The following is a 21,309-nucleotide window of genomic DNA, read 5'->3' on the forward strand; positions in this document are numbered from 1 at the left end:
AAGCCGTAAGCCGTAAGCCGCAATGGTATCGAAACCGTTAGATTTTCTTACTTATCGCTTACGGCTTAGAATGACTGCCAATTTCGAACACGCTTTCCAGGAAGATCCCATGGGTTTCAACTGCGGTATCGTCGGCCTGCCCAACGTCGGCAAGTCCACGCTTTTCAATGCACTGACCAAGTCCGGCATCGACGCCGAGAACTTCCCCTTCTGCACCATCGAGCCCAATGTCGGCATCGTACCGATGCCCGACCCGCGCCTCGACAAGCTGGCCGAGATCGTCAAGCCCCAGAAGGTCCTGCCCACCACCATGGAGTTCGTGGACATCGCCGGGCTAGTGGCCGGTGCCTCCAAGGGCGAGGGCCTGGGCAACAAATTCCTGGCCAATATCCGCGAAACCCAGGCCATTGCCCACGTGGTGCGCTGCTTCGACAACGACAACGTCATCCACGTGGCCAACCAGGTCGACCCGCGCACGGATATCGAGACCATCAACCTGGAGCTGGCGCTGGCCGACCTCGACACCGTCGAGCGCGCCATCCAGCGCCTGGTGCGGGTAGCCAAGGGCGGTGACAAGGAGGCCATCGCCACCAAGGCGATCCTGGAGCGCATCCAGCCGCACCTGGCCGAGGGCCTGCCGCTGAGAAGCTTCGGCCTCGACGACGATGAGAAGAAGCAGCTCAAGAGCTTCGGCTTCCTGACGCTCAAGCCGACCATGTACATCGCCAACGTCAATGAGGACGGCTTCGAGGACAATCCCTACCTGGAGGTGGTCAATGAGATCGCCGCCGAGGAGGGCGCCGTGGTGGTGCCGGTGTGCAACCAGATCGAGGCCGAGATCGCCGAACTCGATGACGAGGAGCGCGCCATGTTCCTTGACGAGATGGGCATGGCCGAGCCGGGGCTCGACCGGGTGATTCGCGCCGGCTACGCCCTGCTCGATCTGCAGACCTACTTCACCGCCGGGGTCAAGGAAGTGCGCGCCTGGACGGTCAAGGTGGGCGCCACCGCCCCCGAGGCCGCCGGGGTGATCCACACCGACTTCCAGAAGGGCTTCATCCGAGCGGAAGTCATCGCCTATGACGACTTCGTGACCCTGGGCGGCGAGCAGGGCGCCAAGGACGCCGGCAAGTGGCGGCTGGAAGGCAAGGACTACGTCGTTCAGGACGGCGACGTTATCCACTTCCGCTTCAACGTTTGATGCCCAGGCCACTTGACGCGGCCCAGGCAAGCCCGTAGACTTCGCCCCCGTTGCACGGCTACGTAGCTCAGCTGGTTAGAGCACATCACTCATAATGATGGGGTCCCCTGTTCGAATCAGGGCGTAGCCACCAGAGATCGAAAAAAAAACCCGGCGCCTCTGGCGCCGGGTTTTTTATTGGTTCATCGCAGACTGGCGTGAACTTACCCTGTGGGAGGGAGCTTCAGCTCGCGAAGTAGCGCGCAGCGCTACCGATGGGGCGCCTGCGGCGCCTTCGTCGAAGCGTCGAACCGCCGGCAGAGCCGGCCTCCCACCATAAAACCTGCCAAACATGTTCACGCTAAAGTGCGAAGAACTTTTTATGCCCGCCGGGTGGCTCAGGCCAGCTCGGCGCGGTTGACGAAGGCCGCCAGCGCGCGGGTCAGGTGGTCGACGTCCCCGGCGCCCGCAGTCTCGCGAATCGAGTGCATGGCCCACTGGGGGACCCCCACGTCCAGGGTTGGCACGCCGAGCTCGGTGGCGGTGATCGGCCCGATGGTGCTACCGCAGGCCATGTCGGCCCGGGTCACGAAGGTCTGCACCGGCGCCCCGGCCTCCTGGCACAGGTCGCGGAACAGGGCCGCGGTGGCACTGTTGGTGGCGTAGCGCTGATTGGCGTTGACCTTGATCACCGGCCCGCCGTTGAGCGCCGGACCATGGGCCGCATCGTGCTTGTCTGGGAAGTTGGGATGGAGCGCATGGGCGTTGTCGCAGGAGATCATGCGCGATGCCTGAACCAGGCGCACCACGCCCTCCTCCCCTTCGGCGCCCAGCTGCTCGGCGACCCGCCGCAGCACGTCGCCGAGGAAGGGACCCTGAGCGCCGCAGGCGCTCGCGCTGCCGACCTCCTCGTGGTCGTTGGCCACCAGCAGCGCCCCCTGGCGCCCATCGCTTTCCAGCAGCGCCTCGAGCCCGATGAAGCAGGAGAGCAGATTGTCCAGCCGCGCGCTGGCGATCAGCTCCCCCGCGACGCCGAGACGCGCCGGAGGCTGGGTATCATGGAAGGCCAGCTCGAAATCGAGGATCTCGACACCCTCCAGACCGTGCTGCTCCACCAACCAGCCGGCGAGCAGGCGCTGCAGATCGGGCGCCTCACCGCCCTGAAGGAGCACCGGCGCCATCTCCGTCTGGGCGTTGATGGCACGGCCGTTGTTGGCCTCCCGATCCAGATGGATTGCCAGGCTCGGCACGATCGCCACCGGCCGATCGACGTTGAGCAGGACGCCCTCCAGGCGCCCGTCGGGATGGCGCACGTGGACCCGACCGGCGATCCCCAGGTCGCGATCGAACCAGGGAGCCAGCAGCACACCGCCATAGACCTCCACCCCCAGCTGCAGCCAGCCGGCCGCGGTCTGCGCCGCATTGGGCTTGAGCCGCAGCCCGGGGCTATCGGTGTGAGCGCCAATCATGCGCAGCGCCTCCAGCCCCTCTGCAGGTAGCTGAAGGGCGATGATCGAGGAATCGTTGCGGGTCACATAGACCCGCTCACCCGGGGTCAGCTGCCAGGGGTGCGTCTCTTCGAGACGCCGGAAGCCGGCGGCCTCCAGGCGTTCGGCCATGACGGCCACGGCGTGCCAGGGGGTGGGAGATCGCTTCAAAAACTCGAGCAGTCGCTCGATACGGGCTTCCCGGGACATGAGGATCCTCTTCAAGGGGCTGTGGATAACGTAACAGCTGCTACAATGCGCCATCGGCCTTCGCAACTCGCCAGCCTTGCGCGTGTCTAGGGAAGGAAGTGTACACGAAACCGGGAGTGCTTCATTGATGAGCCTGTTAGCCGTTGTTCGGCGCTCGGCCCTGCTGCTGGTACTGCTGATGCTGACCTGCACCGTGGCCCTGGCGCAGATTCACCCCAGCGAAGCCCAGCGTCAGGTGGCGGCGGAAGTCGCCGAATCCCTGCGCTATGGCCACTACGCCGACATCGACCTCGACGATGAGTGGTCAAAGATCGCCTTCGAGCGCTACCTGGATGTGCTCGACGGCCAGCGTGCCTTCCTGCTCGACCGCGACGTCGAGGCCTATCGTCACCTGGAGACGCGCTTCGACGACATCCTCTTTGACGGCGACCTGGAACCGGCTTACGCGCTCTATCGCCGCTATCACGAGCGTGCCGAGGCGCGCTACGAGTGGCTACTCGAGCATCTCGACGCCGGGCTGGACTTCCAATACGACAACCAGAAGCGGCTCGAGCTGGACCGCAAGGAGAGCCCCTGGGCCAGCAGCGAGAGCGAGCTGGACGAGCTGTGGCACAAGCGGCTCAAGAATGCCGCCCTGACGCTGGACATCAGCGGCCAGGACAGCGAGCAGATCGAGGCCAACCTGCGCCAGCGCTACGAAGGCCAGCTCACTCGGCTGCGGCAAACCAACGGCGAGGACGTGTTCGGCCTGTTCATGGCGGCAGTGACCAGCAGCATCGACCCGCACACGGAATACCTCTCGCCGCGCCAGGGCGAATCCTTCGACATCCAGATGCGCCTGTCGCTGGAAGGCATCGGCGCCATGCTGCAGTCGGACGGGGAATACGTGAAGGTGGTCAGCCTTGTGCCCGGCGGACCGGCAGACCGCGCGGGCGTGCTGGAACCCGCCGACCGCATCGTCGGCGTCGGCCAGGAAGAGGGTGAGATGGTCAACGTGGTGGGCATGCGCCTGGATGAAGTGGTCGAGCTGATTCGCGGCCCCAAGGGCTCCACGGTTCGCCTCGATGTGGTGCCGGCCGAAGCCGTGGACATGACCCGCTCCCGGGAGGTCGCGATCACCCGCGACACCGTGGATCTGGAGGAGCAGGCCGCACGCAGCGAGGTCATCGAGATCGACCGCAGCGAAGGGACCAAGCGTATCGGCGTGATCACCATCCCCACCTTCTATGTCGATTTCGATGCCTGGCAGGCCGGCGAAGAGGAGTTCCGCAGCACCACCCGCGACGTCGCCCGCCAGGTGGAACAGCTCAAGGAAGAGGGGATCGACGGCATCATGCTCGACTTGCGCAACAACGGCGGCGGCGCCCTGCAGGAGGCCAACTCGCTGATCGGCCTGTTCATCGACCGCGGCCCCACCGTCCAGGTGCGCGACGCCCGCGGCCGCATCAGCCTGTATGGCGACACCGAGACCGGCACCCTCTATGACGGCCCCCTGGCGGTGCTGGTCAACCGGCTATCAGCCTCCGCCTCGGAAATCTTTGCCGGCGCCATTCAGGACTATGGCCGCGGGCTCGTGCTGGGCAACGCCACCTTCGGCAAGGGGACGGTGCAGACCCTAAGCGATCTCAGCCATGGGCAGATCAAGCTCACTCGCGCCAAGTTCTACCGCATCTCCGGCGACAGCACCCAGCACCGCGGCGTCGAGCCCGACATCCTTTTCCCCAACCTGGTGGACCCCGAGCGGATCGGTGAGAGCAGCCTGGATAACGCCCTGGAATGGGATACCGTCCAGGAAGTGCAGTACCGCCACTACGGCGAGCCCTGGGAGTACATGGAAACCCTTAGGTCACGTCACCGCGAGCGGGCCGACACGCGCCCCAACTTCGTCTACCTGGAGCGCCGCGCCGACCTGGCTCGCCAGCTGCGTGAGGAACATACCAGCGTCAGTCTCGACCGTGAGCAGCGCCAGCAAGAGGCCGAAGCGCAGGAGGCCGAACAGCTGGCCCTGGAGAACCAGCGACGCGAGGCCCTCGGCCTCGAGCTGCTCGAGGAGTGGATCGATGCCCGCGGCGAGGATGCCGACGAGGAGGAGCCCGTCGAGCGGGTGCAGGTCATCGAGGCGGCTGAGATCCTCGCTGACTACGCGGAACTCAGCCAGCAGCGGCTGGCCGCACGCCGCTAACCCCTCTCGCCACCACCGGCCCTTGCTTCGGCAGGGGCCGGCTTCGTGGCGCTGCCACTCAGGCGCGCAACAGGCCGGGCACGCAAGCAAGCGGCGCCGTCGTCACACTCGAAGCACGGACAAATCACGCGGGAAAACTGCTAGACCTGTGGAGGCAGTCTGCCGGAACGGATCTCAGCATCACATCGGAGCAGAAGAAAGAAGCCGATGCGAAAGGACGGAATCGCAGGAAGATGGCTCCCGGAGCAGGACTCGAACCTGCGACCCAGTGATTAACAGTCACTTGCTCTACCAACTGAGCTATCCGGGAACAAGGTGGCACAACGGCACGAGACCGATGCTGCCTGGCAGGGGGATGCCGATGGCTCCTCGAGCAGGACTCGAACCTGCGACCCAGTGATTAACAGTCACTTGCTCTACCAACTGAGCTATCGAGGAATGGCACCGAAACTCAGCATCCGCGTTGTTTGGCTCCCCGAGCAGGACTCGAACCTGCGACCCAATGATTAACAGTCATTTGCTCTACCAACTGAGCTATCGGGGAACGACCGCGAACACGGGGCGTAGTATACGTAACGCGGCGACAAGGTCAAGTCCCGGGAGCCACAACCTAGCCCTACCGCCCCTGCGCTCGACCACCTCACCCCGCAACGCAAGGCGCCCACCCGGTTGGACCGAGTGGGCGCCTTGTTGCGAGTCTGGTGGCTACGCCCTGATTCGAACAGGGGACCCCATCATTATGAGTGATGTGCTCTAACCAGCTGAGCTACGTAGCCTTTATCGAAGCGGTCACAGCCTGTGTGAGCGTCGACGGAGCGAGATTATGCCCGAGGCATGCCTCACTGGCAAGTCGGCGACGGCAGCGAGTTTTTATTGATTGAACGTTCAATAAAAAAATGGCATTCTGGTCGCCATCGATCCGGCAACGCCGGAACAGGGCCAAGCATGCACAGGAGTCTTCACGGTGCCCAAGGTTGGAATGGAACCGATTCGCCGCCAGCAGCTGATCCGGGCCACCATGGCCGCCATCGACGAGGTCGGCCTCGCCGATGCCACGGTAGCGCGCATCGCGCGTCACGCCGGCGTCTCCGCCGGCATCATCAGCCACTACTTCGGCGGCAAGGACGGACTGCTCGAGGCCACCATGCGACAGATCCTAACCGATCTTGGCGATGCCGTGGCGGTGCGGCGACGCGCCTTGGCCCATGGCTCGCCGCGGGCCCACCTTGGCGCCATCATCGACGGCAACTTCGACAGCAGCCAGGTGACCGGGCCCGTGGCTAAGACCTGGCTGGCGTTCTGGGCCAGCAGCATGCACGCACCACAGCTGGCCCGCCTGCAGCAGGTCAATGATCGCCGCCTCTACGCCAATCTCTGCCATCAGTTCCGCCGCCTGATGCCACGCGAGGATGCGCGGGACGCCGCCCGCGGCCTGGCGGCAATGATCGATGGCCTATGGTTGCGCGGCGCTCTCACTCCCGAGGGGCTGGATGCCGACCGGGCAAGACGCCTGGCCCACAACTACCTCAACCAGCTGCTGGCCGCTTACGAACCCCTACCCACTTCTTGACAGGAGATCCCCATGGCAACCTGCGATGCACAGCCTCTCTATATCGACGGCCGCCACGTAGCGGCAAGCTCCGGCGAGACCTTCGACGTCATCAACCCCTTCAACGGTCGCCGACTGGCCAAGGTCCAGCACGCCTCGGCCTGCGACGTGGATCGCGCCGTGGCCGCCGCCGAAGCGGCCCAGAAGGTCTGGGCTGCCATGACCGGCATGCAGCGCGGGCGCATCCTGCAGCGCGCTGCGGCGCTGCTGAGAGAGCGCAACGATGAGCTGGCCGAGCTCGAGACCCGCAACACCGGCAAGCCAATCAGCGAGACCGCCGCCGTGGACATCGCCACCGGAGCCGACACCATCGAGTACTATGCCGGCCTGGCGCCCGCCATCGAGGGAGCCCAGATTCCGCTGCGTGAATCCTCCTTCGTCTACACCCGCCGCGAGCCCCTGGGGGTGATCGGCGCTATCGGGGCCTGGAACTATCCGCTCCAGATCGCCTGCTGGAAGGCCGCCCCGGCGCTGGCGGCCGGCAATGCCGTGGTCTTCAAGCCCAGCGAAGTGACCCCGCTGACCGCCGCGAAGCTGGCCGAGATCTTCACCGAGGCGGGCCTGCCCGACGGCGTCTTCAACGTCGTGCACGGCGACGGTCGCGTAGGCGCCATGCTCACCGAGCACGACGGCATTGCCAAGGTGTCGTTCACCGGCGAAGTGGGTACCGGCAAGCAGGTGATGGCCGCAGCCGGTGGCTCCACCCTCAAGGAGGTGACCATGGAGCTGGGCGGCAAGTCGCCGCTGATCGTCTTCGCCGATGCCGACCTCGACCGCGCTGCCGACGCCGCCATGATGGCCAACTTCTACTCCAGCGGCCAGATCTGCACCAACGGCACCCGGGTGTTCGTCGAGGCGACGGTGAAGGCCGACTTCGAGGCGAAGATCGTAGAGCGCGTGGGGCGCATCCGCGCCGGTGACCCGCTCGATCACAGCGTCAACTTCGGCCCGCTGGTGAGCTTCGAACACCAGGCCAAGGTGCTCACCTATCTCGAGTACGGCAAGCAGGACGGCGCGGCGGTGCTGATCGGCGGCGAGCCGCTTGCCGAGGGCGACTTCGCCGGCGGCGCCTGGGCGCCGGCCACCGTCTTTACCGACTGCACCGATGATATGCGCATCGTGCGCGAGGAGATCTTCGGCCCGGTGATGGCGATCCTCAGCTTCGACGAGGAAGAGGAGGTGATTCGCCGCGCCAACGACACCCACTACGGCCTGGCGGCCGGCGTCTTCACCGAGAGCCTCGCCCGGGCACACCGCACCATTCATCGCCTCGAGGCGGGCATCTGCTGGATCAACACCTGGGGCGAGTCGCCGGCCGAGATGCCGGTGGGGGGCTACAAGCAGTCCGGCATCGGCCGCGAGAACGGCGTCGAGACGCTGGCCCACTACACCCAGACCAAGTCGGTACAGGTGGAGATGGGACCGTTCGAGTCGGTGTTCTGACAGGAAAAATACGCCCCCGGCCATCCCAGCGAGCGGGTACCGCTCGGGGCTGATCCGTCGACAAGCCTTTGAGGAGGCGCTATGAACCCTTCCCTGGGCGCTACCTACGCCATCCATGGCGTAGGACCTCCTCTTCGGCTTGTCCCCGGCGCCCCTCGCTGCAGCCAGCAGCACTCGCCTCAGACCGGCACTCCTTGCATATGGCAGCAGGCCACTTCCCTCGCGTTCTAGTTGAGAGATGTTATGTCCCAGATTCGTGAATTCGACTATGTCATCATCGGCGCCGGCTCCGCCGGCAACGTGCTGGCCGCCCGGCTCACCGAAGATGCCGATACCACCGTCCTGCTGCTGGAGGCCGGCGGCCCCGACCACCGCTTCGACTTCCGCACCCAGATGCCGGCGGCGCTCGCCTTCCCGCTGCAGGGCAAGCGCTACAACTGGGCCTTCGAGACCGACCCCGAGCCCCACATGGACGATCGGCGCATGGAGTGCGGCCGCGGCAAGGGGCTGGGCGGCTCCTCGCTGATCAACGGCATGTGCTATATCCGCGGCAACGCCCTGGACTACGACGGCTGGGCCAAGGCGCCCGGGCTCGAGGACTGGACCTACGCCGACTGCCTGCCCTACTTCAAGAAGGCCGAGAGCCGCGATATCGGCGCCAACGCCTACCACGGCGACGATGGCCCGATCAGCGTGACCACCCCCAAGGCGGGCAACAACCCCCTCTATCGCACCTTTATCGAGGCGGGTAAGCAGGCCGGCTACCCGGAGACCGAGGACGTCAACGGCTACCAGCAGGAGGGCTTCGGCCCCATGGACCGCTTCGTGACCCCCGAGGGCCGGCGCGCCTCCACGGCACGGGGCTATCTCGACATGGCCAAGGGGCGCGACAATCTCACCATCGAGACCCGCGCCACCACCGACGTTATCGAGTTCGAGGGCAAGCGAGCCACAGGGGTGCGCTATCTGCGGCGCGGCAAGACGCAGCAAGTGCATGCCCGCCGCGAGGTGCTGCTCTGCGCCGGCGCCATCGCCTCGCCGCAGATCCTGCAGCGCTCCGGGGTGGGGCCAGCCGAGGTGCTAGAGGAGTTCGGCATCGAGGCAGTGCAGGTCAACGACAGCGTCGGCGCCCACCTCCAGGATCACCTGGAGATGTACATCCAGTACGAGTGCAAGCAGCCGATCTCCCTCTACCCGGCACTCAAGTGGTACAACCAGCCGAAGATCGGCGCCGAGTGGCTGCTGCTGGGCAAGGGCATCGGGGCCAGCAACCAGTTCGAGGCGGCAGGCTTTATCCGCAGCAACGACCAGGAGGCGTGGCCCAACCTGCAGTACCATTTCCTGCCCATCGCCATCAGCTACAACGGCAAGAGCGCGGTGCAGGCCCATGGTTTCCAGGCCCACGTCGGCTCCATGCGCTCGGAGAGCCGCGGTCGCATCCGCCTCACCTCCCGAGACCCAAATGCGGCGCCCAGCATCCTGTTCAACTACATGTCCACCGAGAAGGACTGGCAGGAGTTTCGCGACGCCATTCGCCTGACTCGCGAGATCATCAATCAGCCCGCCTTCGATCCCTACCGCGGCCGGGAGATCTCGCCGGGGCCGGACGTCCAGTCCGATGCCGAGCTGGACGCCTTCGTGCGCGCCCACGCCGAGACCGCCTACCACCCCTGCGGCAGCTGCCGGATGGGCGAAGGCGACGACGCCGTGGTGGACGGCCAGGGCCGCGTGCACGGCCTGGAGGGGCTGCGGGTGGTGGACGCCTCGCTCTTCCCGCTGATCCCCACCGGCAACCTCAACGCCCCGACCATCATGCTGGCCGAGAAGATCGCCGACCGGATCCGCGGCCGCGAACCGCTGCCGCCAAGCGACGCCCCCTACTACGTGGCGGATGGCGCCCCGGCCCGGGAAGAGCCCCAGCGCCGCCTCGACTGAGAAAGCCGGTCAAGCATTACCACTGCGCCCCGCCCTGCCCTGCAGCGCGGGGCATTTTTGGGTTCTTCGCAGACTGGCGTGAACTCGCTTTGTGGGAGGGACGGTTCGACGCCTCGACTTCAGCTCCGGTTCGACGCTTCGACGAAGTAGCGCGCAGCGCTACCCAAGGGGCGCCTGCGGCGCCTTCGTCGAAGCGTCGCACCGCCGGCAGAGCCGGCCTCCCACCATAAAGCCTGCCAAACATGTTCACGCTAAAGTGCGAAGAGTCCGTTTTTGTGATGCTGGCCGGTTGCATTAAAGTGAGCTAACCTGCAAGAATTCAAACATCTGTTCGAATGCTTGCGTTCCACCACCACCGGAGTCGTTTCATGCTCACCCTGATCCTGCTGATCGTGGCCCTTGGCGGCCTGCTCACCGTGATGCGCCGCGAGGCGGGCGCCCTTCCCGCCCTGGGCGTGCTGGCCGTCACCGGCCTGGCCAGCCTGCTCGTCGCCTCCACGCTGCTGGGCTTGCTGCTGCTGCTCGGCGCAGCGGCTGTGGCCGCGGCCGGGCTGCCGGCGCTGCGCGGCAAGTGGCTGACCCCGCGGCTGTTCGCCATGTTCAAGAAAGTCTCGCCCAAGGTCTCCGACACCGAGCGGGTCGCCCTGGAAGCCGGCAGCGTGGCCTGGGACGGTGAGCTGTTCACCGGCAAGCCCAACTGGCAGGCCCTGCTCGATTACAAGGACGAGGGGCTGACCGACGAAGAGCGTGCCTTCCTCGACAACCAGTGCGCCGTGGCCGCCGGCATGTGCAACGCCTGGGACATCGCCAAGGAGCGTGCCGACCTGCCCCAGCCGCTTTGGGACCACCTCAAGCAGGAGCGCTACTTCGGCATGATCATCCCGAAGGCGTACGGGGGCCTGGGCTTCTCTGCCAAGGCGCAGTCCCTGGTACTGCAGAAGCTCTCGGTCAACGAGACCCTGATGGTCACCGTGGGCGTGCCCAACTCGCTGGGTCCGGGCGAGCTGCTGCTCAAGTACGGCACCGATGAGCAGAAGAACCACTATCTGCCGCGCCTGGCCGACGGCCGCGAGATCCCCTGCTTCGGTCTCACCGGTCCCCGTGCCGGCAGTGACGCCACCTCGCTGCCCGACACCGGCGTGGTCTGCAAGCAGGTGATCGACGGCAAGGAAGTGCTCGGCGTGCGTCTCAACTTCGAGAAGCGCTGGATCACCCTGGCGCCCATCGCCACGGTGGTGGGCCTGGCGTTTCGCCTGTTCGACCCCGAGCACCTGCTCGGCGAGGAAGAAGACCGCGGTATCACTCTGGCGCTGGTGCCACGTAATACCCAGGGCATGGAGATCGGCCGCCGCCACCACCCCATTGGCAGTCCCTTCCTGAATGGCCCGATCAAGGGCAAGGACGTCTTCGTGCCGCTCGACACCATTATCGGCGGCACCGAGATGATCGGCCAGGGCTGGCGCATGCTGGTGGAGTGCCTCTCCATCGGCCGCTGCATCACCCTACCCTCCGGCGCCACCGGCACCGCCCGCTACGCCATCGGCTGGAGCGGGGGCTTTGCCCGCATCCGTCGCCAGTTCAACGTACCGGTGGCCGAGATGGAAGGCATTCAGGAGCCGCTGGCGCGCATGAGCGCGCTGGGCTATATCGCTCAGGCCGCGGTCTACCAAACCGCCAACACCATCGACCGTGGCGAGAAGCCGGCGGTGCCTTCGGCGATCCTCAAGAGCCAGCTCACCGAGTACCAGCGGGTGGTCCTCGCCGATGCCATGGATATCCACGGCGGCAAGGCGGTGACCCTGGGGCCGCGCAACTACCTGGGGATAGGCTACAGCGCCAACCCGGTGGCGATCACCGTGGAAGGCGCCAATATCATGACCCGCAACCTGATGATCTTCGGTCAGGGGGCGATTCGCTGTCACCCCTACGTGCTGGAGGAGCTGGCCGCCAAGGACGCCGATGACCTCCAGGCCTTCGACAAGGCGTTCTTCGGGCATGCCGGCCTGATCTTCGGCAACGCCGCCCGCGCCCTCACCCAGGGGCTGGGGCTTGGCAAGTCCGATGTCCCCTTCGACGCCACCGCTGCTCCCTATGCCAAGGAGGTCGCCCGGCTCTCCGCCGGCTTCGGTCTCTGTGCCGACGCCGCCATGGCCAGCCTCGGCTCGACCCTCAAGCAGCGCGAAATGCTCTCGGCGCGCCTCGGCGACGTGCTCTCCAACCTCTACCTGGCCTCTATGGTGATCAAGCAGTGGCACGAAGGCGACAAGGTCGAGGACGAGGCGGCGCTCTTCCACTACGCCTGTCAGCTGCTGCTGGGCCGCGCCGAGCAGGCACTGGACGAACTGTTCGACAACCTGCCAAACCGGGCCCTCGCCCGGGTGCTGCGCGTGGTGGTCATGCCGCGGGGCAAGCGCTTCAAGCGCCCCCACGACGACCTGGCCCGTACCATTGCCCAGGCCGTCTCCCGCGATACCGCCCTGCGCACGAAACTGCTGCGTGAGACGTGGGACGGCAACGATGGCGCCGAGGATAACCCCCTGGCCCACTACAACGCCCTGCTGGCGACTCAGGAGCGCGCCGAGGCGCTCTACCGCACGGTCAACAAGGCCTATGCCAAGGGTGAGATCCCGGTGGAGGCGCTGCATCCGGAGCAGCGTGTCGAGGAGGCCCTCAAGGCCGGCCTGATCAGCGAAGACGATGCCGTCTTCATGCGCCAGCGCGAAGCGGAGGTGCTGGAGCTGCTCACGGTGGACGACTTCGAGTACGACGCCTTCGTCATCGACAAAAGCAAGGTGCTGCGCCACCACGCCGCCTGACGCTGCCACTCCCCACGCCCCGGCCCAGCGCCGGGGCACCGGCGTTTCTGCGGTCGGTCACTCAACCGAGAGAGGCTCGCCGAGCCTGAGGCCGAGCAGCCGCGAGGCGGCATCCAGGCCAGTGGCCTGGAGCCCGCGACTCTCCAGCGTCTCCGCCGGCAGCGCTCCTCGATCCACAGCCCGTCGATAAGGCCGTTGACGGCCACGGCGAGGCGACGCAACTCGACCTCTCCAGAAGGGTGGGCTCGATATCACCGCTGCGCAGGCTGAAGCTGCTTTTGGCCAGAGATATCGCACTCTGCCCTGACAGGGTGCGCAGCCCCTGGTAGGCGTCTTGGGTACCTTGCACGACACGGCCTCGGGCGGCTTTCGTGGCGTCGTCGTCGCTGGTGAATGGCAGCGCCTCCCAGGCGGTCCTGGTGGCTGCCTTGGCGTTATCCCAATGGCTGCTGACCACACGGCCCGCTTCCTCACCGGGGTTGTAGCTGACCATCTCATCGTCGATCAGGGCCTGCTGATGCGCCTTGAGCGTCACGTCGTCGCTGCGTTCGGGGATGGCCTCGCCGGGCCGCCGCGGCGTCTCCGGGCGACCCGAACGCGCTCGGGCTGCCGCCGGCGTTAAGGTTGCTGGCTCAAATCCCCCGGATAATGCTCATGGTCGCGTAGCGCCTGGTCGTCTACTCCCAGCAGCCGGGCGACCAGCAGCGCCTCGAAGCTCCAGTAGCCGACGTAATAGTCGGTGTAGACGAACTCGCAATCGCACAGGTGGTTGTCGTACCAGTCGGCCTCCTGGCACTGCACATACCACTGATCGAGGAACACCCCGAGCAGCGTCTGCTGTGTGGCGGGCTCGGCATCGAAGGCGGCCAGCAGGGGACGATAGAGGGCGGGATAGCGCAGCTCCTCGGCAGGCGTCTCGGGCGGGCGGCCCAGCCGGGCGGCGATGCGGTCCAGCAGTGCATCGCGTCCGGTGTTGCCGATACAGGCCAGCGCCTGCTGAAGATGCGCCTCGTCGGCGTCGGTGGCGACCAGCAGGCCCAGCCACCACAGGGCGTAGATATAGCGGTTGATATTGGCCGAGCCACAGGCCTTGCCCTGGCCGCCGAAGACCTCGAAGGGCTGGCGGTAGACCTGCTGGCCGGCCGGCAACCGATCCGCCACCGCCGAGAGCTGTTGGCGCAGCGGCAGGATCTCGGCCACCAACGGCGCCAGTTCGGCCGGGCTGGCACCGCTGGAGTAGTGAGCCACCGCCCGCAGGATGGCCAGCTCATAGAGCTGATGGGCAGCGTCCACCTGTTCATCGGGCAGCACGAAATTGCCGGCATCCAGCGCCTGCTGGGTCTCTTCGATGCCCTCGTCGAACTCGGGTAACAGCTCGTCGAAGTACGCGGCCGAGCGGCGGGTATCACGCAGCATGCTCAGTCTCCATGCACCAGGGCGGCGGGGTAGTAGCGGTGGTCACGGAAAGAACTGTCATCGATATCGAACAGCTTGACCACCAGGGCAGCTTCGAAGCACCAGTAGCCGTAGTAGCCATCAGGGCTACAAAGATGCAAGTCATAGCCAGGAAGGCCCTTGCGGTTATCGTACCAGTTATCCAGGAAGGCCTTCATCAAGGCTGGCCGCTCAGCCGGTTCGGCATCCAGCACCTTCAACAACGGTGCATAGTGCTTCTTGTAGAGCAGCGTATCCGCCACCGGACGGTTGATATCGCCCAATTGAACGCAGATACGATCGAATAGCGCATCCAGCCCGGCGTTATCCATCAGCGCCAGGGTCTCCTGGAAATAGGCCTGCTCCATGCCCACGCTCACCGCAAAGGCCAGCCAATTCATAAATACTTCGTAACGGCCTTGCGTAACCCGCTCCCACATCACCCGATCCGGCTGCTCTACATCGGGCAGCGCATCGGCGAACTCCTTCTGCAGCTTACGGTAGGTCAGTAGTTGCTGTACCTCGCCACGCATCTCGGTAATCGCATCACCTCGGGAGTAGCGAAGAATCAGCAGGCTTAGGGTCTGATCAACAATACCAATCGCTAGATTCATACGTACAGATGGTTTGAATTTTTCAAGATTGGCAAGTCGACCAACATCCTCCTCAAGGCACTCCTGCTTAAAGGCAATTCGTTCATCAAAGTACGTTTTTGGCTTAAGCGGATCTCTAATCATTAGTACCTCCATTAAATCCCAGTAGGTGTGCCGGATACATAGCCGCCTTTGTCCAGCGTTCTAACCTGCATACTACCGTCCGGCAGATTACGGATCAGCTGTTTCTCGACGACGCTGGGGTCCTCCAGTCGGAGTCCATCTTGTATCCGGCGCACTTCCGATTCGCTGAGGCCTGCACTGCGCAGGCGCTGACTGTCATTCTCCAAGATCCAATCGTTGCTCGCCTGCCGATGGCCAGTAGCAGTCTTGCCCAAGCGCGCCCGATTACACTTGGCCTCGGTAATCACGAATTCCGGCGGTGGGTTGGTGTTACGGTATACCCCATCGATACCTTGGGCGCCGGGCGTGTACCGGCCGTTGGTACTGCCCACCGGCGTAAACCCTCTCTCTTGCATCAGCAGGTGGGCATTGTGCTCGCCCGCCGCCGCCCGGCGATGATTGAGGCCGGCGTACTGCGAGAAGTCGTCCGGGGTGAGCGCCCCCTGGGGCGCTGGCAATCGCCCAGGGCGCATGCCTGCACTGTCCGATCTGCGGGTGCCGCTGCGCACACCGTCGCCGGCTTCACCCACTTTGCGCACGGCCCGGACGCCGGGCACGACCGATACCGCCGTGAGCGCGGCCATGCCCGTCGCGGCGCCATAACGCCCCTCGCCCCACAGCTGATAGGTATCCTGGGCGTCCACCGCGGTGCCGTAGGGCGTGAAGACCTCGGCGGCGAACGTCCCTACCGCCCGAGTCGCCTGGCCAGACGAGGAAGCGTAACGCACCTGCCGCTCGGCTTCCTGGCGCAGGTCATTGGCACGCTGTGCCGCTTCGTCGACGAGGAAATGGCTGTCGAAGAGGTCGTTGCCGCCGAGGTGCCCCTCCCTGGCGGCGTCCATCAGGGCGTCTTTCTGCACCTGGGTGTCGCCGATCAGTCGCTCGACCTCGGCATACAGCGCTTCGGCGTCGTCCAGCGATCTGTCGTTGGGGTCGTCATTCAGGGCCTCACGCAGCCGGTCGGCTTGCGCCAGGTGGGCGTCGGCTTGCTGTTGCAGCCGCTCGGCGGCACTGAGCGCTTCACTGACCTCACCGTCGAGTAGGGCCTGCTGATGCGCCCGCAGCGTCACGTCGTCGCTGCGTTCGGGGGTGGCCTCGCCGGGCAGGTGCGGCGGCTCAGCCTGTTGGCCGCTGCCCGTGCCGGGGCTGCCGCCGGCGTTGACCTTGATCCAGGGGCCAACGATGGTCACCCCGGAGGCATCGAGCTTGATAAAGCTGCCGCCAGCCTTGAGGGTGATCTCGCGGCCGGCATTGAGCACGACCTTCTGGCCGGCCTTGATATGCAGTTCGCGGCCGCTCTCGGTCAGCCAGGCCTGGCCGGCCTCGAGGTGCAGGCTGCCGTGCACGGTGAGGTGCTGACCGCCCTCGCCCTTCACCTGGGTGTGACGCTGACCGTGCACGGTGAGGTGGTCGTCGCCGTGGATCTCGCCGAGGCGGTGGCGCTCGACGGTGAGGCGGCTGTCGCGGCGGATGGTCTCGGTGCGGTCGTTGAGGGTCAGCAGCTCCAGGTCCTTCTGGGCGTGCAGCCAGATCTGCTCGGCGTCGGTCGCATCCTCGAAGCGCAGCTCGTTGAAGCCTTCCGCCTTGTGGCTCTGGGTGCGCAGCACGGTGCGGGTCTTGTGCGCGGGCAGCGCATAGGGCGGGGTGTTGACCGCGTGATAGGTGCGCCCGGTGATGATCGGCTGGTCTGGGTCGCCCTCCAGGAAGGAGACGATCACTTCGTGGCCGATGCGCGGAATGGCCATGGCGCCGTAGCCGCCGCCGGCCCAGCCCTGGCTGACCCGAATCCAGGCACTGGCCCCTCTTTCAGCGGCTTCGCCGCCAGCCCCGGCGGTATCGGGCTCGGCGTAGCGGTCCCAGGGGAACTGCACCTTGACCCGGCCGTGTTCGTCGCAGTGGATCTCCTCGCCCTCGGGGCCGACCACGACGGCCACCTGGGGGCCGTCGACCCGCGGCCGGACGGGGGGCTCGGGGCGCCAGACGCGCTCAGCGGGGGCCAGCACCAGCTCGTTATAATAGCGGGTCATCTGGCCTTGGCCAGCCGCCTCCCCCTGGGCGACGCCATCCTCCTCCAGGGCCTGGGGCTGCTCGCCATGATGCACCACCGCCACCACCTGCCAGTCGCGGTTGAGGGCGTCGATATCGTGGTCGGTGAGGGTGAAGCACATTCCCGGGGCCAGTTCCGGCAGGTCGCTCTCGGCCTGGGCGGTATTGGCCTCGGCGCGCAGCGCCTCCAGGCGCACCCGGGTGAAGGGCACCCCCGAGGCATCGGCCTTGTAGCGGCCGGGGTAGTCGAAGTGCTCGTAGTCCTCCCGCTGGGCGTGCTCGCCGAGGTCCGGCGCCGGGTGCTCGTGAAGCTGGTCGTAGGCCGGGTTCTTGAAGGTGTAGTCCTTGAGCATCGCCGACGCCGGGCGCACCCGCGACACCTGGCGCAGCTTGCGGATATGGCGCCGCGGCGGGGTGCCGCCGGCCCGGCCGTGGTAGGTGCGCTCCCCCACCCTGGGCAGCAGCTGGGTGGCATCGATGAACACCAGCCGGTGGGCGCCGCCTTCGGCATTCTCGAACTCATGGAGGTAGACGAGCCCCTCCTCGGCGGCCAGGCGCTGGAGAAAGGCCAGGTCGGTCTCGCGGTACTGCACGCAGAACTCGCGCTCGGCGGGCTCGCGGGTCAGGGCGAAGGCCACGTCCGTCAGGCCGCGCTCATCGCACAGGGTGGCGAGGATGTCCTGGGGCGGGGTGTCCTGGAAGATCCGCGAGTTGTGGCGCAGGCCCAGGCGCCACAGCGCCGGGCGGATGACCAGGGTGTAGAAGGTGCGGCGGTGGCCGCGGTCGCCGCGGCCGAACTCGCTGACGATGCCGTGGACGCGGCGTAGCGGCTCGCCGTCCTGCCAGACCGTCAGGGTAGCGTTGCGATCGAGCGTGTCGGCGGGGGCGATCTCCGGGTCGCGGCTGGCCAGGGTCACCCCGAGCTCGAAGGGGGCGGAGAGGGCCTCGCGATAGGTGAAGTCGATGACCGCCACATCCTCGCCCCCGGGCAGGGTCAAGGTGAACTGCAGTCCGCTTGCATGGGCCATGCGGCGTCTTCCCTCCTGGAAGTCGGTACGGTTGCCGCGCGATGTGGACGCGGCGTGTCCAATGGGGTCACTCGAGCCGCTGATGCCAGGGCGCGGCGAGGCGCCCTGGCGTCAACGGCCAAGACGATGGCCGCCCACAGGCGGCCATCTGGGCGCTTATGATTCCAGCGGGGCGCGCCAGTCGTCGGACCCGGAGGTACCCGCCACGGTGTGCTCCCAGTCGATCTTGCGGTAGGCCAGGGAAACATCCATCAGCTGCGTGAACTCAGCCTTGGTCAGGTCCTGGGCATGGGGCATGTGCAGGTTGATGTCGACGATGGTGGCGTCGGTCAGGGTGGTGGTGAAGAAGTGCTCCTGACGGCCCTCCACGGAGGTGCGGTACCACCTCAGCTCGACATTCGGCAGCATCTCGCCGGAGGCCAGGGCGTTGTAGAGCAGCGGCACGGCCTTGTTGAGGGCCACGGTGAAGATGAACGGCTTGTGGGCACGCTGGCCGGAAGGCTGGCCGGACTGCGGGTCGGTGGGCACGGTGACGATGTGCTTGAACTCCTGCACCAGCATCTCATCTTCGTGGCCTTCCACGTAGATATTGCCCACGGAGTCCGGGGTGAAGGCGCCCGCAGTGATATGGCCCTGGGTCTGACCGTGGATGCTGATATAGCAAGGTGTCGGCATGAGTCTGCTCCTTGACGGTATGAAAGAGAGTGTCCTGTGGACACCCAACAAGGGGCAGGGACCATGCCAATATCAGTAAAATACAAAATAATCAAATACCTACGAAAACCCTCCGTGCTCACAGGCCTTCTTCCAGGCAATACATTGCCTGAAAATCGGGTCATTTCTTGCCTGCGGGCAAGAAATGGCCCGGCGATTTGTTGCTACAGAGTTAATAAATGTTATCAGAGTTACGAAGACCCACCCGGGGCTTGCCGGCCCGCCATAGTTCGCGCACGGAGGCCGCCAGGTCGTTGGCCCAGGCCAGGCGTCACAACGGCCAGACCAGCAGGATCATGGGAATGGCCACTGCCAGTACCACCAGGGAGAGCGGCAGTCCGAGCTTCCAGTAGTCGCCGAATCGGTAGCCGCCGGGGCCCATCACCAGCGTGTTGGATTGATGTCCGATGGGGGTCAGGAAGGCGCAGGAGGCACTCACCGCCACCACCATCAGGAAGGGATCCAGGGAGGCATCGAAGCCGCGTGCCAGGCTTGCCGCAATGGGCGCCATCAGCAGCGCCGCCGCGGCATTGTTGACGATATTGGAAAGCACCATGGAGAGCACGAAGAGTCCCACCAGGGTCGCTATCACCGGCCACTCGCTCCCCCACGCAAGCATCGCCTCGGCGATCAGCGCCGCGCCGCCGCTGGTCTCCAGCGCCTGGCCCACCGGAATCATGGCCCCCAGCAGCACGATCACCGGCCCGTCGATGGCCTGATAGCCCTCGCGCAGGGGCAATACCCCCACCAGCAGCGCCAGCAGGGCCGCGCTGGAAAGCGCCACCGCCGCCGGCAGCAGCCCCAACATGATGGCGAGAATGGCCGCGGCGAAGATGCCCAGAGACGCCAGCAGCATGCGCGGCTGGCCCAGGGTCAGGTTTCGGCTGGCGAGCGGCAGGCAGCCCAGCAGAGCGAAGCTCTCGGTAAGCTCACTCTCTCCCCCCTGCAGCAGCAGCACATCGCCGGGGCGAAAGCGGATCTCGCGCAGGCGCTGCTTGAGGCGGCCGCCGTCCCGAGCCACCGCCACCAGATGCAGCCCGAACTGGTTGTGCAGGCGCAGCTGAGTGACGGTGCGGTTGACCATCATGGAGTCGTTGCGCACCACCGCCTCCGCCAGCTGGAGCCCTTCGGTGTCCACGCCGCTCTTCCTGTCTTCCTTGTCTTTCTTGTCCTTCTCCCCCCTGCTCTGGGCTTTCTCCGCCACCAGGCGCTCACTGGGCGGCTGATGCACGGCCTTCTCGCTCCTCTTCGCCTCATCCTCGGTCTTCTTATCCTTGGCCTCCTGCTCCTCGTCGTCGGCCTCCTTGCCCAGGCGCAGGCCTGCCTTGCCCTCCAGCAGCTTCATCTCCTCGGGGCCCGCCTCCATCAGCAGGATGTCACCCTCCTGGAGGGTGCCGAAGAAGGTATGGCCGGCGCGGCGCTTGTCGTCGCGCACCACCGCCAGCACCGGGATGGTCTCCTCGAGTTCCCGCTGCAGCTCGCGCAGGGTCAGGCCCTTGGCCTTGGACTCCTCGCCGACCCGCAGCTCCACCAGGTAGTTGGCGGTATCGAACATCGCCTCCGTGGAGGCCTTGCCGGCGCGCTGGGGGACCAGGCGCCAGCCGATCAGCAGGATAAAGGCGAGCCCCGCCAGGGCCACCGCGACCCCGACCGGCGTAAAGGAGAACATGCCGAAATTCTCGCCGGTCACCGAGCCGCGGTAGCTGGCGATGATGATATTGGGCGGGGTACCGATCAGGGTGGTCAGCCCCCCCAGCAGCGAGCCGAAGGCCAGCGGCATCAGCAGGACCGAGGGGGAGGCGTCGTGCTCCCGGGCCAGGCGCATGGCCACCGGCAGCAGCAGCGCCAGCGCGCCGACGTTGTTCATGAAACCGGATAGCACCACCACGGTGCCGGTCAGCGCGGCCAGCTGCAGGAAGAGCCGGTCCCCCACCTTGAGCACCTGCTCGGCGATGACGTCCACCACCCCGGAGCGCTCGAAGCCGCGGCTGAGCACCAGCACCGCCGCCACGGTGATCACCGCCGGATGCCCGAAGCCCAGGAAGGCCTCCTCCCCCGGCACCAGCCCCAGCATCACCGAGCCCAACAGCGCGGCCAGCGCCACCAGATCGTAGCGAAAGCGCCCCCAGACGAAGGCGGCAAGGGTCAGCCCGAGCACGATGAAGACCAGGGTGCTGTCGGCCATGGAGTCACGTCCCTGTATGAATGGATGCCTTCAGCATCGCCAGCCGGGCCGCTCGTCGACAAGTCTTTTCTTCCCGAACGACGACGCCCGGCGGAAGCCGGGCGCCTTGGTGCCTGATACAAAGCCGCGATAAAAAGACTCTTCGCAGACTGGCGTGAACGAGATCTGTGTGGGAGGGACGGTTCGACGCTTCGACTTCAGCTCGCGAAGTAGCGCGCAGCGCTACCCATGGGGCGCCTGCGGCGCCTTCGTCGAAGCGTCGCA

Annotated in this window: 11 protein-coding genes, 5 tRNA genes and 1 pseudogene; 7 read left to right on the forward strand and 10 right to left on the reverse strand. The window is 66.0% G+C overall.

What is annotated here, in order from left to right; all coding sequences use genetic code 11:
- Positions 1-109: 109 nt before the first annotated feature.
- Positions 110-1,201: a redox-regulated ATPase YchF gene (gene ychF, locus ACZIYR_RS12185; protein WP_483526870.1), complete on the forward strand. Its 1,092-nt coding sequence runs from the start codon at positions 110-112 to the stop codon at positions 1,199-1,201.
- 56 nt (positions 1,202-1,257) lie between these two features.
- A tRNA-Met gene (locus tag ACZIYR_RS12190) sits at positions 1,258-1,334 on the forward strand.
- Between the two features lie 244 nt (positions 1,335-1,578).
- Here the strand turns inward: ACZIYR_RS12190 and ACZIYR_RS12195 are convergent.
- Positions 1,579-2,877 carry a M18 family aminopeptidase gene (locus tag ACZIYR_RS12195; RefSeq protein ID WP_483526871.1) on the reverse strand — a complete coding sequence of 433 codons (1,299 nt, stop codon included), beginning with the start codon at positions 2,875-2,877 and terminating at the stop codon, positions 1,579-1,581.
- A 127-nt stretch (positions 2,878-3,004) separates the two neighbouring features.
- On the opposite strand from ACZIYR_RS12195, the gene ACZIYR_RS12200 reads away from it, so the two are divergent.
- Positions 3,005-5,059: a carboxy terminal-processing peptidase gene (locus tag ACZIYR_RS12200; protein ID WP_473034033.1), complete on the forward strand. Its 2,055-nt coding sequence runs from the start codon at positions 3,005-3,007 to the stop codon at positions 5,057-5,059.
- A 234-nt stretch (positions 5,060-5,293) separates the two neighbouring features.
- On the opposite strand, the gene ACZIYR_RS12205 is transcribed toward ACZIYR_RS12200, so the two are convergent.
- The 4 genes from ACZIYR_RS12205 to ACZIYR_RS12220 form a co-directional block, all read right to left on the reverse strand.
- Positions 5,294-5,369: transfer RNA gene (locus ACZIYR_RS12205), tRNA-Asn, on the reverse strand.
- A 52-nt stretch (positions 5,370-5,421) separates the two neighbouring features.
- Positions 5,422-5,497, reverse strand: a tRNA-Asn gene (locus ACZIYR_RS12210).
- 30 nt (positions 5,498-5,527) lie between these two features.
- Positions 5,528-5,603, reverse strand: a tRNA-Asn gene (locus tag ACZIYR_RS12215).
- A gap of 155 nt (positions 5,604-5,758) precedes the next feature.
- Positions 5,759-5,835, reverse strand: a tRNA-Met gene (locus ACZIYR_RS12220).
- Between the two features lie 188 nt (positions 5,836-6,023).
- Here ACZIYR_RS12220 and betI point away from each other — a divergent pair.
- The 4 genes from betI to ACZIYR_RS12240 all read left to right on the forward strand — a co-directional run bounded on the left by betI (position 6,024) and on the right by ACZIYR_RS12240 (position 12,862).
- On the forward strand, positions 6,024-6,629 hold the full coding sequence (betI, locus tag ACZIYR_RS12225; RefSeq protein ID WP_473034034.1) for a transcriptional regulator BetI: 606 nt from the start codon (positions 6,024-6,026) through the stop codon (positions 6,627-6,629).
- Between the two features lie 12 nt (positions 6,630-6,641).
- Positions 6,642-8,111, forward strand: a complete 1,470-nt coding sequence (betB, locus tag ACZIYR_RS12230) for a betaine-aldehyde dehydrogenase (protein ID WP_483526872.1) — start codon at positions 6,642-6,644, stop codon at positions 8,109-8,111.
- A gap of 243 nt (positions 8,112-8,354) precedes the next feature.
- Complete coding sequence (gene betA, locus ACZIYR_RS12235) at positions 8,355-10,046, forward strand: choline dehydrogenase (RefSeq protein WP_473034035.1); 1,692 nt, start codon at positions 8,355-8,357, stop codon at positions 10,044-10,046.
- Positions 10,047-10,414: 368 nt separating this feature from the next.
- Positions 10,415-12,862, forward strand: a complete 2,448-nt coding sequence (locus ACZIYR_RS12240) for an acyl-CoA dehydrogenase (RefSeq protein WP_483526873.1) — start codon at positions 10,415-10,417, stop codon at positions 12,860-12,862.
- Between the two features lie 618 nt (positions 12,863-13,480).
- On the opposite strand, the gene ACZIYR_RS12245 is transcribed toward ACZIYR_RS12240, so the two are convergent.
- The 5 genes and pseudogenes from ACZIYR_RS12245 to ACZIYR_RS12265 form a co-directional block, all read right to left on the reverse strand.
- Positions 13,481-14,278, reverse strand: a complete 798-nt coding sequence (locus ACZIYR_RS12245; protein ID WP_473034036.1) for a PoNe immunity protein domain-containing protein — start codon at positions 14,276-14,278, stop codon at positions 13,481-13,483.
- Between the two features lie 2 nt (positions 14,279-14,280).
- Positions 14,281-15,033: a PoNe immunity protein domain-containing protein gene (locus ACZIYR_RS12250; protein WP_473034037.1), complete on the reverse strand. Its 753-nt coding sequence runs from the start codon at positions 15,031-15,033 to the stop codon at positions 14,281-14,283.
- Between the two features lie 1,106 nt (positions 15,034-16,139).
- Positions 16,140-18,146, reverse strand: a pseudogene (locus ACZIYR_RS12255) (type VI secretion system tip protein VgrG); the annotation flags it as partial.
- A gap of 156 nt (positions 18,147-18,302) precedes the next feature.
- The gene (locus ACZIYR_RS12260; RefSeq protein WP_473034038.1) at positions 18,303-18,821 is read right to left on the reverse strand and encodes an Hcp family type VI secretion system effector; all 519 of its coding nucleotides are present in this window, start codon (positions 18,819-18,821) and stop codon (positions 18,303-18,305) included.
- 310 nt (positions 18,822-19,131) lie between these two features.
- Positions 19,132-21,045: an SLC13 family permease gene (locus ACZIYR_RS12265; protein ID WP_483526874.1), complete on the reverse strand. Its 1,914-nt coding sequence runs from the start codon at positions 21,043-21,045 to the stop codon at positions 19,132-19,134.
- Between the last annotated feature and the right edge of the window lie 264 nt (positions 21,046-21,309).

The organism is Billgrantia sp. NRB1, from assembly GCF_056921725.1.

What these genes read in the sequence shown, in the direction of transcription:
- ychF (WP_483526870.1), top strand. Translation starts at nt 110, where the DNA reads ATGGGTTTCAACTGCGGTATCGTCGGCCTGCCCAACGTCGGCAAGTCC.
- ACZIYR_RS12195 (WP_483526871.1), bottom strand. Translation starts at nt 2,877, where the DNA reads ATGTCCCGGGAAGCCCGTATCGAGCGACTGCTCGAGTTTTTGAAGCGA.
- ACZIYR_RS12200 (WP_473034033.1), top strand. Translation starts at nt 3,005, where the DNA reads ATGAGCCTGTTAGCCGTTGTTCGGCGCTCGGCCCTGCTGCTGGTACTG.
- betB (WP_483526872.1), top strand. Translation starts at nt 6,642, where the DNA reads ATGGCAACCTGCGATGCACAGCCTCTCTATATCGACGGCCGCCACGTA.
- betA (WP_473034035.1), top strand. Translation starts at nt 8,355, where the DNA reads ATGTCCCAGATTCGTGAATTCGACTATGTCATCATCGGCGCCGGCTCC.
- ACZIYR_RS12240 (WP_483526873.1), top strand. Translation starts at nt 10,415, where the DNA reads ATGCTCACCCTGATCCTGCTGATCGTGGCCCTTGGCGGCCTGCTCACC.
- ACZIYR_RS12245 (WP_473034036.1), bottom strand. Translation starts at nt 14,278, where the DNA reads ATGCTGCGTGATACCCGCCGCTCGGCCGCGTACTTCGACGAGCTGTTA.
- ACZIYR_RS12250 (WP_473034037.1), bottom strand. Translation starts at nt 15,033, where the DNA reads ATGATTAGAGATCCGCTTAAGCCAAAAACGTACTTTGATGAACGAATT.
- ACZIYR_RS12260 (WP_473034038.1), bottom strand. Translation starts at nt 18,821, where the DNA reads ATGCCGACACCTTGCTATATCAGCATCCACGGTCAGACCCAGGGCCAT.
- ACZIYR_RS12265 (WP_483526874.1), bottom strand. Translation starts at nt 21,045, where the DNA reads ATGGCCGACAGCACCCTGGTCTTCATCGTGCTCGGGCTGACCCTTGCC.